The sequence below is a fragment of the Amycolatopsis deserti genome, from assembly GCF_014653945.1.
Taxonomy (GTDB): Bacteria; Actinomycetota; Actinomycetes; order Mycobacteriales; family Pseudonocardiaceae; genus Amycolatopsis_E; species Amycolatopsis_E deserti.
On record NZ_BNAU01000004.1, the window covers coordinates 384,324 to 397,421 of the forward strand.

Annotated in this window: 11 protein-coding genes and 1 tRNA gene; 6 read left to right on the forward strand and 6 right to left on the reverse strand. The window is 70.8% G+C overall.

Annotated features, from left to right (window positions below; translation table 11 throughout):
• Positions 1-32 precede the first annotated feature (32 nt).
• The 4 genes from IE290_RS19815 to IE290_RS19830 form a co-directional block, all read right to left on the reverse strand.
• Entirely contained in the window at positions 33-470 is a 438-nt protein-coding gene (locus IE290_RS19815) for an ester cyclase (protein ID WP_191246105.1), read from the reverse strand.
• Positions 471-583: 113 nt separating this feature from the next.
• A complete protein-coding gene (locus IE290_RS19820; RefSeq protein WP_191246106.1) occupies positions 584-1,381 on the reverse strand; it encodes a PrsW family glutamic-type intramembrane protease in 798 nt (265 codons plus the stop codon).
• A gap of 56 nt (positions 1,382-1,437) precedes the next feature.
• Positions 1,438-2,538 (reverse strand): Glu/Leu/Phe/Val family dehydrogenase, encoded by a 1,101-nt coding sequence (locus IE290_RS19825; protein ID WP_191246107.1) that lies wholly within the window; start codon positions 2,536-2,538, stop codon positions 1,438-1,440.
• Between the two features lie 23 nt (positions 2,539-2,561).
• Entirely contained in the window at positions 2,562-3,383 is an 822-nt protein-coding gene (locus tag IE290_RS19830) for an HpcH/HpaI aldolase/citrate lyase family protein (RefSeq protein WP_191246108.1), read from the reverse strand.
• Positions 3,384-3,708: 325 nt separating this feature from the next.
• Between IE290_RS19830 and IE290_RS19835 the strand changes: the two genes are divergently transcribed.
• The 3 genes from IE290_RS19835 (at position 3,709) to IE290_RS19845 (ending at position 6,494) form a co-directional block, all read left to right on the forward strand.
• Positions 3,709-4,545 carry an HpcH/HpaI aldolase/citrate lyase family protein gene (locus IE290_RS19835; protein WP_191246109.1) on the forward strand — a complete coding sequence of 279 codons (837 nt, stop codon included), beginning with the start codon at positions 3,709-3,711 and terminating at the stop codon, positions 4,543-4,545.
• 208 nt (positions 4,546-4,753) lie between these two features.
• Positions 4,754-5,194 (forward strand): CBS domain-containing protein, encoded by a 441-nt coding sequence (locus IE290_RS19840; protein WP_191246110.1) that lies wholly within the window; start codon positions 4,754-4,756, stop codon positions 5,192-5,194.
• A 7-nt stretch (positions 5,195-5,201) separates the two neighbouring features.
• Complete coding sequence (locus tag IE290_RS19845) at positions 5,202-6,494, forward strand: ArsB/NhaD family transporter (protein ID WP_191246333.1); 1,293 nt, start codon at positions 5,202-5,204, stop codon at positions 6,492-6,494.
• 189 nt (positions 6,495-6,683) lie between these two features.
• Here IE290_RS19845 and IE290_RS19850 read toward each other — a convergent pair whose 3' ends face one another.
• On the reverse strand, positions 6,684-6,917 hold the full coding sequence (locus tag IE290_RS19850) for a hypothetical protein (RefSeq protein WP_191246111.1): 234 nt from the start codon (positions 6,915-6,917) through the stop codon (positions 6,684-6,686).
• A 287-nt stretch (positions 6,918-7,204) separates the two neighbouring features.
• Positions 7,205-7,277: transfer RNA gene (locus tag IE290_RS19855), tRNA-Thr, on the reverse strand.
• Between the two features lie 152 nt (positions 7,278-7,429).
• Here IE290_RS19855 and IE290_RS19860 point away from each other — a divergent pair.
• The 3 genes from IE290_RS19860 to otsB all read left to right on the forward strand — a co-directional run bounded on the left by IE290_RS19860 (position 7,430) and on the right by otsB (position 13,054).
• Positions 7,430-8,950, forward strand: a complete 1,521-nt coding sequence (locus IE290_RS19860; protein WP_191246112.1) for a threonine/serine exporter family protein — start codon at positions 7,430-7,432, stop codon at positions 8,948-8,950.
• Positions 8,951-9,032: 82 nt separating this feature from the next.
• Positions 9,033-10,475, forward strand: coding sequence for an alpha,alpha-trehalose-phosphate synthase (UDP-forming) (locus tag IE290_RS19865; RefSeq protein ID WP_017985373.1), 1,443 nt, complete (start codon positions 9,033-9,035; stop codon positions 10,473-10,475).
• A gap of 44 nt (positions 10,476-10,519) precedes the next feature.
• Positions 10,520-13,054 (forward strand): trehalose-phosphatase, encoded by a 2,535-nt coding sequence (gene otsB / locus IE290_RS19870; RefSeq protein ID WP_191246113.1) that lies wholly within the window; start codon positions 10,520-10,522, stop codon positions 13,052-13,054.
• The last annotated feature ends 44 nt before the right edge of the window (positions 13,055-13,098 follow it).

Here is a 13,098-nt window from a genome sequence, read left to right on the forward strand (position 1 = left end):
CTGAACCGGGCTGACCTGAAACTGGGCTGACCTCAGCCCGCCGTCTCCCGCGGCGCCATCTCCGAGATGATCCCGAGCTGCTGCAGCGCGCCGAGCAGGTCGTAGTTGACCCACATCTCCACCAGGCGGTCGTCGGCCCACTTGCCGCACAGCATGCCGGTCATCACGTACGTCTTGCCGGTCGCGGGCAGGCCGCGGAACTCCGCCCGCGAGGTGCCGCCCATCGTGAACCGCACCGCGCACAGGTCGCCGTCGACGAGCACGTCGTGGATGTCCATGTGCAGGTCCGGGTTGGCCGTGCGCAGGTCGCTGACCTGGCGCTTGAACCCGGCGACCCCGTCCACCTCGAAGCTCGGGTCGTGGAAGGTGCAGTGCGGCGCGCACAGGTCTTCGCAGGCGTCGAGCTCACCCTGGTTCCACATCAGGTCCAGCACCCGGCGCACGCGCTCACGCCGCTCGTCGGAAGTCATGAGGTGCCTCCTTCCGGCCGCGTCCGGGCGGGCGGCGCCCGCTGACTCCTGCCGCGGCCGCGTTCCGCAGTGGACACCCGTGGCACGTGTCGCGGCCAGAGGATTTGGGCTCTTTATCGCGGCACCCGGGGGACGCGGGGGCGGTGTCCGATGCGGTGCACGGCCAGCGCGAGCAGCCCGAGGCTGAGGGCGGCGAGCACGATGTAGCTGAGCGTGGTGCCGATGCCGTCCCACGCGGTGTGCAGCGCCACGGCGACGACGAAGGTCGCGGCGAAGCGGCCCATCCAGCGGGAGCGCCCGCGGTGCCGGGCAGCGGCCCACAAAGCGGCGGCGGTCAGGCCGGTCCACGCCATGTGGGTAGCCGGGCTGAGCACGCCGCGGATCAAAAGTGTCTGGTCGACCGCGCTGATGTCGCCGTGGGACTTGAGGAACGCGACGAGCGCGTAGCCCATCGTTTCCAGCGCCGCGAAGCCCGCCCCGGACGCGACGCCGAGCAGCAGCCCGGTCGCCGCGCGCCGGTCGCGGACGACCAGGAGGACGACGGCGGGCGCGATGAGCTTCGCGGTCTCCTCGATGACGCCCACGCCGGCCATCTGGAACGGACCGAGGTCCTTGAGGACGTCGTACTCGAGCGCCCCGGCCGTGACGACGCCGACCACGCCCCCCACGACGGCGACGAGCCCGACGAGAACCGGATCGACGCCGAAGGAGAGCCGCCGCCCCCACACGAAGGCGACGAAGGTGGCCGGCCCGACGGCGGCGCCGAGCAGGATCAGCGAGGGCACCAGGTTGGGGTTCTCGGTGGCGAGCAGAACCCGCCGGACGAGCTCGAACAACCCGAGCCCCACCACGAGCACGAGCACCCACGCCCAGGGCCAGGCGACGTTCCGCGTCGCGGGTCGGGTCCGCATGGCACCTCCGCTCGAACCGGCCGGTGCCCCGGAAGTCGCCCCACGAGCGAACAGCGTTACCCGGTGCCCGTCGGCGCCTCGGCGCGCTCGCGGGCCCGCGCGGTGCGGTGTCGTGCCTCCGCCATCCGGCGTTCCGCGACCCGATCCGCCGCGGCGGCCGGTGGCAGGCCCTCCTCGTCGGCCAGTTCCAGCACGTATCGCGTCGCTTCGAAGATCTTCGCGGCGCGGCGTTTGGCCCGCTGGAAGGTGAACCCGTGCAACTCGTCCGCCACCTGGATGACGCCGCCGGCGTTCACGACGTAGTCCGGCGCGTACAGCACGCCCCGATCGTGCAGCTCCTTCGCGATCCCCGGCTCGGCGAGCTGGTTGTTGGCCGCGCCGCAGACGATCTCCGATCCGAGCAGTCCCACCGCCCGCTCGTCGAGCACCCCACCCAGCGCGCAGGGCGCGAAGATGTCCGCCTTCGTGCGCATGAGGGCGGGCCCGTCGACCGCGGCGCGGATCTCCGGACGAGCCAGGCGCAGGCGCCGCACCGCCTCGTCGTCGATGTCGTGCACGACCACCCGCGCGCCCTGTTCGACGAGGAGTTTGGCGAGCAGCGACCCGACCTTCCCGACACCCGAGACCGCGATCCGGAGCCCCTTCACCGACGGCGTGCCCCACCGGTACTCGGCGCACGCGAGCATCGCCCGGTAGACGCCGAACGCCGTCAGCACCGATGAGTCGCCCGCACCGCCGTCGGCTCGCGAGCGGCCGAGGACGTACTGCGATTCCCGCGATGCGATGTCCATGTCTCGCACCGTGGTGCCGACGTCGCAGGCGGTGATGTACGTGCCGTGCAACGACTCCACGAACCGGCCGTACGAGCGCATGAGGGCGTCGGACTTGTCCACCCGTGGGTCGCCGATGATCACCGCCTTGCCGCCGCCGTGCGGAAGCCCGGCCACGGCGTTCTTGTAGGCCATACCCTTGGCCAGCTCGAGAACGTCTGCCAACGCGGCTTCCTCGGACGGGTACGGGTGGAACCTGGTGCCGCCCAACGCCGGTCCGAGCGCGGTCGAATAGATGGCGATGATCGCCCGCAACCCCGACTCGCTGTCCTGGCAGAACACCACCTGCTCGTGTCCTGACCGCCGTTCGAACACGCCCTGGTGCATCGGACCTCCCCGCGAATCCCCGGCTAGCAACCGGCCTGCGCCAGCAGCCGCCTGGCCCGGTCGATGATCGGTTTGCCGACGATCTGGTTGTCCACGGCCTTGATCGAGCCGCCGCTGTCCGCGGCGGCGAGGACCCGGCGGGCCCACTCGACCGCCTCGGGCGACGGCGTGAAGATCGCGTTGACCACGTCGACCTGCCTGGGGTGCAGGCAGACCTTGCCGGTGAAGCCCAGCTCCGCCGCATGTGTCGCGTCGGCGGTGATCGCCTCCCGGTCGGTGAGGTCGAGCGTCGCGCCGTCGATGGGGGGCACGATCCCGGCGGCCGCGGAACCGAGCACGACCTGCGCGCGGGCGTGGACCAGCGACGCCTGGTGCGCGGGGTCCAACCCCAGCTCACTCCCGAGGTCGGCGTTTCCGAACGCGGCTCGGACCACGCCGGGGACGGAGCAGATCGACTGCGCGTTGAGCACTCCCGCCGCGGTCTCCAGGATCGCGATCACGCAGGAACCCGGCGCGAGCGCGCGGACCACGTCGACCACCTGGCCGCGGTGGGTGATCTTCGGCAGCATCACAGCGGCCGGCCGCTCCGCGAGCATCGCGACGTCGTCGGAGTACCAGCAGGTGTCGGCGTCGTTGATCCGGACGATGCCCTGTCCGCCACCGGCCAGCCACTCGGCGACGTTCTTGCGCGCGACGGGCTTCTCGTCAGGACCGACCGCGTCCTCCAGGTCGAGGACGATGGTGTCGGCCGTGGTCGCGGCCGCCTTGTCGAAGCGGTCCGGCCGGTGGCCGGGCACGAACAGCAGCGATCGCGCCCGTGCGAGGGATTCGGACATCGCCGTCATCACACAACCTCCGTCGGGATTGCCGTTGATACCGCAGAATGTCATCAAGCGATTTCGCCGAGCCATGGAGTCGAGTTTCGTTCCCGCCGACTCCGAGCACGTTCCCGCAGCTCGGACACCCGAACGCGCTCGCGGTGAATTCAACCGGCGCATTCTGCGAAATGTCATCGTCGATTTCCGCCAGGACATTCCGGAACCGATTTCAACCCGGCCGACCCGCCGCATCCCACCGCAACGGCGGCTTGTCCGGCGACGCTCCACCTGCCTACCATCGTTTCAGCAGGCGGCATGATCAGTTCGATGACCGGTTCGAAGGAGTTTGCCGATGAACGAGCACCGCGACAGGGACTTCTCGGCGGATTCCGGCCGGATCGCCTCCGCGCGCACCATCCTGTTCGTGCCCGGTGACCGCCCAGACCGGTTCGGCAAGGCCGCGACCAGCGGGGCGGACGGCATCGTCCTCGACTTGGAGGACGCCGTCGCACCCGGCCGCAAGGACGAGGCCAGGGAGAACGTCCGGCAGTGGCGGGCCGGCGGCGGGCCGGGCCTGGTACGCGTGAACGACGCGACAAGCCCCTGGTACGAGGACGACATCGCCGCTCTCAAGGACGGCCCCTGCTCGGTCGTGCTGCCCAAGGCGACGGGACCGGACCAGGTCCGCGACCTGATCGATCGCCTGCCGGAGGGTTCGTGTGTGGTCCCCACGCTGGAAACGGCCGTGGGCATCCTCGAAGCCCGGGCCATCTGCTCGGTGCCGGGAGTCGTCCGCGTCGCGTTCGGCAACGGGGACCTCGCGCAGGAACTGGGCGTCGACCATGGCGATCACCTCGCGCTGGCGCACGCTCGTTCGGCCGTCGTCCTCGCGTCGGCCGCGGCGGGTATCGCACCGCCGCTCGACGGCGTCACCATCGCCATCCGGGACGAACGGAAGCTCGTCGAAGACACCCGGCACGCCGCGCGGCTCGGCTTCACCGGCCGAATGTGCATCCACCCGGCCCAGATCTCCGTCATCCACGAGGTCCTCGCCCCGACCGAGGAGGCCCGCGCGTGGGCGCGCGGGGTGCTCGAATCGGCCACCGACGGCGCGAGCACCGATGCGCACGGCAACATGATCGACAAGCCGATCATCGAACGAGCGCGACGCGTACTCGGACACGGCTGAGCCTCGCCGGGCGCCCACCGGAGCCCGCCCGGTTTGCCGCCTCGGCTCGCATACGGCATCTTTACGGGCGGCGCGCCGGGAAGTCTGGTCGGCACACCCGTCCCGAGCAGGGCCGGGCGGTCGGTCGACGGCAGGAGTGGCCCGGTGGTGCTCGTCAGGATTCCGGCAAGGACCGGTGACCCCCGCGGAATCGTCGTACGCTGCGGATGTGCGCGCATCGGAGATCGCCGAGGACTTCCCGGTTGTCGCGTCGGATTCGGACGCTCTCGAGGCGGCCCGACTGCTGGCCGCGAACCGGTTGCCCGGCCTGGTCGTCACCGACCCGCGGGGCCGCCCGGCCGCGATCCTGCCCGCGTCGCAGGTGGTGCGGTTGCTGGTGCCGCGCTACGTCCAGGACGACCCGTCGCTGGCCGGGGTGCTGTCCGAGTCGATGGCCGACCGCGTGGCGGAGAAGCTGCAGGGCAAGACGGTCCGCGCCCTGCTGCCGGACGACCGCCCGGAGCTGCCCGTGGTCCAGGCCGACGACACGATCGTCGAGGTCGCCGCGGCGATGGCGCGGCTGCGCTGCCCCCTGGTCGCGGTGGTGGACGGCGACGGCCTCACCGGCGTGATCACCGCGTCCCGGCTGCTGGAGCTGGCTCTGCGCTAGGCGGCGCCTGGTGACCGCCCTCGCGATCGTCGTGTTCGCGGTGGCCTACCTGCTCATCGCGACGGAACGCGTCCCGAAGACGGCCGCGGCGCTGGGCGGCGCCGGGATCGTGCTGGCGGCCGGCGTGGTCGGGTCGGACGAGGCGTTCTACTCGCACGACACCGGCGTCGACTGGGACGTCATCTTCCTGCTGCTCGGGATGATGATCATCGTCGGGATCCTGCGCCGCACCGGCGTCTTCGAGTTCACCGCGATCTGGGCGGTCAAGCGCGCGAAGGGCTCGCCGCTGCGGGTGATGGTCCTGCTGGTGCTGCTCACGGCGACGGCGTCGGCGTTCCTGGACAACGTCACCACCGTCCTGCTGATCGCGCCGGTGACGCTGCTGGTGTGCGACCGGCTCGGGATCAACCCGGTGCCGTTCCTGATCGCGGAGGTGTTCGCGTCGAACATCGGCGGCGCGGCGACGCTGATCGGGGATCCGCCGAACATCATCATCGGCAGCCGCGGCGGCCTCACGTTCAACGACTTCCTGGTCCACCTGACACCGATCGTGGTGGTCGAGGTCGCCGTGTTCGCGCTGGTGCTGCGCTGGCTGTTCCGCGGCTCGTTCGATGCCGATCCCAAGCGCATCGCCGAGGTGATGACCCTCGACGAGCGCGAAGCCATCCGCGACAAGCGGCTGCTGGTCAAGTGCGGCGTCGTGCTGGCGCTGGTGTTCGCCGGTTTCATCGGGCACTCGGTGTTCCACCTGGACCCGTCGGTCGTGGCGCTGCTCGGCGCCGGGATCCTCGTGCTGGTCTCGGGGAGCCGTCCGAAGGACTACCTGGCCGCGGTCGAGTGGGAGACGCTGCTGTTCTTCGCGGGCCTGTTCATCATGATCGGAGCGCTAGTGCACACCGGCGTGATCGGTCACCTGGCGCGACTCGCGGCGGACGCGACCGGCGGACACGCCCTGCTGGCCGTGATGCTGATCCTGGTGGTCTCCGCGGTGCTCTCCGGGGTGATCGACAACATCCCCTACGTGGCGACGATGAGCCCGCTGGTCGCCGGGCTGGTGGCGGACCTGCCGGACCCCGGGCAGGGCCAGGCGCTGTGGTGGGCGCTGGCGCTGGGCGCGGACTTCGGAGGCAACCTGACAGCGGTCGGCGCGAGCGCGAACGTGGTGATGCTGGGAATCGCCGCGCGCGAGGGAACACCGATCACGTTCTGGGAGTTCACCCGCAAGGGCGCGGTGGTCACGCTGATCACCGTCGCGCTCGCGGCGCCGTACCTGTGGCTGCGGTACTTCGTGCTGGCGTGAGGGCGCAGAAATACGGACGCTCATGTGCGAAATCACGTCGACCAGACGAGGAAGACGGCATTTTTATTGGTTAATATCTTTTTGCCCGCCTCCACAATAACCCGGACTTTTTTCGCGGGTGAACTCGCGAGCGCGGCATGGTGCCCACAAGTCCACCCGCACACCTCCGGTCAGAACTCGGGGATGCGATCAAGGATTGTGCCCGGGCGGAGCCTGCCCGGCCGGGTTCTGGTTCTCGGTGTTCTGGGTGAGTCCACCGCCCTGGCAGCTCGGTTGCTGCCCGCCCGGCTGGTTGCCACCCTGGTTGGTGCAGGACACATCGACCGGCTGGATCTTGGCGAACGCCGGCGCCGCGGGCAGCAGCACCATCGCCAGCGCGGCCACCGCCGCCGAAACAGCCGCGGCGATCCTCTTCTTGGTCATTTCAGGACAGCCTTCCTGAATAGAGCGTGATTGTTTTCAGCTCCGCACGGTCCGGAACGTCCAGAGAAGTTCTGACCCCTGAGTTCATGGTCAGTTAATTTGCCCGAGCCGCTGTATCGTCACTCCGCCGCTGGCGGTGTGTCAATTGGGCGCCCGGGAAAATCTCCCCGCATTCTCCGACGCTCATTCTGAGTGGACGAGCCGCTACCGGCGGAGAACGGCGGACCCGGACGAACAAGCCGGCCAGGGTGTTTTCCACCACAGGGACACACCCTGGCCGGACGGGGAGCCGACTAGGGGGCTCGAACCCCTGACCTGCTGTTTACAAGACAGCTGCTCTACCAGCTGAGCTAAGTCGGCCTGATCGGGGTCATCCTAGCAACCGCTGCCGGGCCCCCCGGTTTCGTGGATGATCGGCGGAGTGGCGCACGCCACGGTTGCCCCTTTGCAACGACCGGCTTGATCCAGGCGATGGGCCTGCCGGGAGGCCAAATCAAGGAGGTGACGGCCGTATGAACAGCACCCAGCGCGTCCGGGGCCCGGTGACCCGCAGGCGCGGCTGGCACATCCTCGAAGCGCCGGAGGATCCCGGCGTCGAAAAGGCGAACCGGCGTCGCCGGGCGACCGAGCCGCGTCGCCGGGCCTGGCACATCCTGGAAGCGCCCACCGGCGAGCAGCCGGCGCCGGACGCGACCACCGAACTCGGTCCCGCCCTGCCGGACGAGGCGACGGTCAACTTCGTCCTCGACCTGGTCCTGCGCGTCGGCGAGGTGCAGATGGCCAGCGGCGCCGGCGCGTCCGACGTGACCGCGACCATCCTGTCCCTGACCGCGGCCTTCGGTCTCCCGCACTGCGAGGTGGACGTCATCTTCACCTCCATCACCGTCACCTGCCACCGCGGCACCGACGCGAACCCCATCACCGCCCTGCGCGTGGTCCGCTCGCGCAGCCTGGACTACACCCGCCTGTCCCAGACCGAGATGCTGGTCCAGCAGATCCTGCGCGGCCACCTCAGCGCGGAAGAGGCCTACACCGAGCTGCACAAGATCACCACCGCCCCGCACCCGTACCCGCGCTGGTTCGCCACCCTGGCCTGGGGCGGCATGGCCTTCTTCATCACCCTGCTGCTCAGCGGCACCCTCGACGTCGCGGTCGGCGCGCTGATCATCTCCGCCCTCATCGACCGGCTCGGGCGCCTGCTCAACCGCGTCGCGCTGCCGTTCTTCTTCCAGCAGGCCGTCGGCGGGCTGGTCGCCACCGGGCTGGCCACCGTCGCCGTGAACACCGACCTCGTGCCGGCGCGGTTCTCCACACTGGTCGCCGCCGCGGCGATCACCGTGTTGCTGTCCGGTCTGTCCACGGTCTCCGCGGTGCAGGACGCCATCACCGGCTACAACGTCACCGCCGCCGGCCGCACGATGGAAACCGTCCTGATGTCCGCCGGCCTGATCACCGGCGTCGCGCTCGCGCTGAACATCGCCAAGGCACTCGGGTTCACCCCGGCCGAACCGGTGCTGCCCGCCCAGACCGCGGACAGCCTGCTGGTCATCGTGCCCGCGGGCGCGGCCGCGGCGGCCTGCTTCGCGGTCGCCAGTTACTCGACGCTGCGCTCGATGCTCGTGGCCGCCGCGGCGGGCGCGATCGGCGCGGGCGTCTACGGCGCGCTGGTGATCGTGGGCCGGTTCGACGTCATCACCTCCTCGGCCGTCGCGGCCGTCGTGATCGGCTTCTCCGGCGGCGTGCTGGCCCGACGGCTGAAGGTGACGCCGCTGGTCGTGGCGGTGTCGGGAATCACCCCCCTGCTGCCGGGTCTGTCCACGTACCGTGGCCTCTATGAACTGGCCACCCAGAGCAACGGCAACCTCTCCACGCTGATCAAGGCCGCGGCGATCGGGCTTGCGCTGGCCGCCGGCGTGGTACTCGGCGAGTACCTCGCGCAGCCGGTCCGCACCGGTCTCGGCCGCCTCGAACGGAAGCTCGCGGGCCCCCGGATGGCGGGTCCGCTGCGGACGACCGAGCGCCGACTGGAGTAGCCGTCCATGAGCCACCGCGCGGTGGATCTTGGTTCGCCGCCGCGGGATAGTGTTCGAGCGGACGACAAGGGAGCATGGCCACGTGAGCGAACCAGGGATCGGCACGGCTTCGGCGGACTTCGTCGTGGTCGCCAACCGGCTGCCCGTCGACCTGGAACGGACGGCCGACGGCAACCAGCGCTGGACGGCGAGTCCGGGTGGCTTGGTGTCGGCGCTGGAGCCGTTCCTGCGTTCGCGCAAGGGTGCCTGGGTCGGCTGGCCGGGTGTGCCCGGGGTGGACGTCGACCCGTTCAGCGACGAGGGCATGGTCCTCTACCCCGTTTCGCTGTCCACCGAAGAGGTCCGCGACTACTACGAGGGCTTCTCCAACGCCACGCTGTGGCCGCTCTACCACGACGTGGTCGCGCCGCCGGTGTTCGACCGCGGCTGGTGGGAGAGCTACGTCCAGGTCAACCGCCGCTTCGCCGAGGCCAGCGCGCAGGTCTCCGCCGAGGGCGCCACGGTGTGGGTGCAGGACTACCAGCTGCAGCTGGTCCCGAGCATGCTCCGCGAACTGCGCCCCGACCTGCGCATCGGCTTCTTCCTGCACATCCCGTTCCCGCCGGTCGAGCTGTTCATGCAGCTCCCGTGGCGCGCGGAGATCGTGCGCGGCCTGATCGGCGCCGACCTGGTCGGCTTCCACCGGCCGGGTGGCGCGCAGAACTTCCTGTGGCTGGCCCGCACGCTGCTCGGGCTGGAACCGAGCCGCGGCGCGGTCGGCGTGCGGTCCCGGCCGGGCATGATGCAGGTCGGCAACCGCACGGTCCGGGTCGGGGCGTTCCCGATCTCGATCGACGCCGCCGGCCTGGACACGCTCGCCCGCACCAAGGAGGTCGCGGAGCGGGCCGCCCAGATCCGCCGCGACCTGGGCAACCCGAAGACCGTCCTGCTGGGGGTCGACCGCCTGGACTACACCAAGGGCATCGACCTGCGCCTGCAGGCGCTGCACGAACTGCTCCAGGAGGGCCGCGTCCAGCCGGAGGACGTCACCTTCGTCCAGCTGGCGACCCCGAGCCGGGAACGCGTCGAGCACTACCAGCGGATGCGCACCGAGATCGAGCAGATGGTGGGCCGAATCAACGGCGAGTTCGCCCGCGTCGGTCACCCGGTGGTGCACTACCTGCACCAGTCGGTGGACCGCAAGGAACTGGCCGCGTTCTACAGCGCGGCCGACGTCATGGTCGTCACCCCACTACGCGATGGGATGAATCTGGTCTGCAAGGAGTACGTCGCGTGCCGTCACGACCTCGGCGGCTCGCTCGTGCTCTCCGAGTTCGCCGGTGCCGCCGCCGAGCTGACCAGCGCTTTTCTCGTCAACCCGCACGATCTTGACGGGGTGAAGAACGCGCTGGAGGCGGCCATTACGCTCGACCCTGCCGAGGGCAGACGCCGGATGCGCGCGTTGCGGCGTCAGGTCCTCACCCACGACGTCGACAGGTGGGCACGGTCGTTCCTCGAGGCACTCGGGTCCGAACCGGCCGCCTGAGTGGCCCACCTGCAGCGATACGCTTCTGAGCTCCTTAAGGAGGAGTGGTGACCGCCGAGTCCCTGCCCGCTGAGCTGCGCCGTGCGATCGTGCAGATCGCTCGCACGCCGCGTTTGCTGGTCGCTTGCGACTACGACGGGACCTTGGCTCCGATCGTGACCAACCCGGACGAGGCGCGCCCGCTGCCCGAGTCGGTGGGCGCCCTGCGCTCGCTGGCCGGGCTGCACGAGACGACCACCGCGGTCATCTCCGGCCGCGCGCTGCGCGACCTCGCCATCCTGTCGCGACTGCCGCACGAGGTGCACCTGGTCGGCAGCCACGGTTCCGAATTCGACATCGGCTTCGTGCACGAGCTCGACGCGCAGGCCCGTGACCTGCACCGGCGGGTCGAGGCGGAGCTGGAGCGCATCGCCGGTGACGTGCCGGGCGTGTCGCTGGAGGTCAAGCCGGCCAGCATCGCCGTGCACGTCCGCCGCGCCGACCGCGACGCCGCCCGCCGCGTCCTCGACGAGGTCCACAATGGACCGTGCACGTGGGAGGGTGTGACGACCACCGACGGCAAGGAGGTCGTCGAGCTGGCCGTCGTGCAGACCGACAAGGGCCGCGCCCTGGACACCCTGCGTCACCAGGTCGGCGCCACCGCGGCGATCTTCCTCGGTGACGACGTGACCGACGAGAAGGCGTTCGCCCGGCTGTCCGGCCCGGACGTGGGCGTCAAGGTCGGCGACGGCGAGACGCTGGCGGCCTACCGGGTGGCCAGCACCGACGACGTCGCCACGGTCCTCGCGTTCATGCTGGAGGAGCGCCGCAACTGGCTCTACGGCGAGCAGGCGCCGCCGATCGAGCGGCTGTCGATGCTGTCCAACGAGCGCGCGGTCGCCCTGGTCACCCCGGACGCCCGGCTGACCTGGATGTGCCACCCCGGCCCCGACGCGCCCGCGGTGTTCGCCGACCTGCTCGGCGGCGCCAGCGCCGGCCACTTCTCGATCAAGCCGCACCACAACGGCCTGCCGCTGGGCCAGCGGTACCTGCCGAACACGATGACGGTCGAGACCCGCTGGTCGCGGCTGCTGGTGACGGACTACCTGGAGCCGGAGGGCCCGCCGCACCGCACCGACCTGGTGCGCGTGATCTCCGGGACGGCCGCCGCGTCCGTGGTGTTCGCGCCGCGGCCGGAGTTCGGCGGCGTGCCGGTGCGGCTGGTGCCGGACCCCGAGGGCCTGCGCGTGCTGGGCACGTCCGAGCCGATCGTGCTGCGCTCGCCGGGCGTGGCGTGGGAGATCACCTCCGACGGCCTGCACGACACCGCCACCGCACTGGTCCAGCCCACCCAGGACGAGCCGGTCGTGCTCGAACTGCGTTGCGGCACCACGGATCTGAGCGCGCACGAGTTGTCCGAAGCGGACCGTCGGGCCCGGGCGGGCGCCTACTGGAGCGACTGGGCGACCACGCTGAAGCTGCCGAACGTGGAGCCCGAGCTGGTCGCGCGCTCGGCGCTGACGCTGCGCGGGCTGTGCAACGCCGACACCGGCGCGGTGCTGGCGGCGGCCACGACGTCGCTGCCGGAGGAGATCGGCGGCGTGCGGAACTGGGACTACCGGTACTGCTGGATCCGCGACGCGGCGTTCACCGTGCGCGAGCTGGTCGGGCTGGGCTCGCTGGCCGAGGCCGAGGGCTACCTGCGGTGGCTGCACGGCGTGCTGGCGACGCTGGCCGGGCCGGAGCGGCTGCACCCGCTGTACACGATCAACGGCACCCAGCTCGGCGCCGAGGCCGTGATCGACTCGCTGCCGGGCTACGCGGGTTCGCGTCCGGTGCGCGTCGGCAACCTGGCGAACCACCAGGTGCAGCTGGACGTGTTCGGCCCGGTCGTCGAGCTGGTGGCCGAGCTGGCGCAGGTGCGCGGCGAGCTGCGGGACGAGGACTGGCAGCTGGTGCGCGCGATGGCCGAGGCCGTCACGCGGCGGTGGTCGGAGCCGGACCACGGCATCTGGGAGGAGCGGCACGTGCCGCGGCACCGGGTGTACTCGCGGGTCATGTGCTGGGTGACCGTCGACCGGGCCATCAAGCTCGGCGAGGTCTACGGGCGCGAGATCCCGGCCGGGTGGCACGACCTGCGCGAGGAGATCGCGACCGACGTGCTGACGCACGGCTGGAACGACGAGGTGCAGGCGTTCACCACGGCCTACGACGGGACGGACCTGGACGCGGCTTCGCTGTTCGTCGGGTTGGCCGGGCTGATCGACCCGTCGGACGAGCGGTTCCAGCACACGGTGACCGCGATCGAGGCCGAGCTGCGCAGCGGTTCCACGGTGTACCGCTACCGCCGCGACGACGGCCTGCCCGGCGGCGAGGGCGGGTTCCACCTGTGCGCCGCGTGGCTGATCGAGGCGTACCTGCTGACCGGCCGCCGCACCGAGGCGGAGGAGCTGTTCGAGCAGCTGGTGGACGCGGCCGGCCCGACGGGCCTGCTGCCCGAGCAGTACGACCCGGTGGCGGAGCGCTCGCTGGGCAACCACCCGCAGGCGTACTCGCACCTGGGCCTGATCCGCTGCGCGAAGCTGCTATCGGGCGCGTAGGCACGGTTTTGCTGAAGGCCCCCTCCGCCTGCCGGAGGGGGCCT

Excerpts from the sequence above, each read along its gene's own strand:
- IE290_RS19835 (WP_191246109.1), top strand. The coding sequence starts at position 3,709 with ATGAACGAGCACCGCGACAGGGACTTCTCGGCGGATTCCGGCCGGATC.
- IE290_RS19815 (WP_191246105.1), bottom strand. The coding sequence starts at position 470 with ATGACTTCCGACGAGCGGCGTGAGCGCGTGCGCCGGGTGCTGGACCTG.
- IE290_RS19850 (WP_191246111.1), bottom strand. The coding sequence starts at position 6,917 with ATGACCAAGAAGAGGATCGCCGCGGCTGTTTCGGCGGCGGTGGCCGCG.
- IE290_RS19825 (WP_191246107.1), bottom strand. The coding sequence starts at position 2,538 with ATGCACCAGGGCGTGTTCGAACGGCGGTCAGGACACGAGCAGGTGGTG.
- IE290_RS19860 (WP_191246112.1), top strand. The coding sequence starts at position 7,430 with ATGAACAGCACCCAGCGCGTCCGGGGCCCGGTGACCCGCAGGCGCGGC.
- IE290_RS19820 (WP_191246106.1), bottom strand. The coding sequence starts at position 1,381 with ATGCGGACCCGACCCGCGACGCGGAACGTCGCCTGGCCCTGGGCGTGG.
- IE290_RS19830 (WP_191246108.1), bottom strand. The coding sequence starts at position 3,383 with ATGACGGCGATGTCCGAATCCCTCGCACGGGCGCGATCGCTGCTGTTC.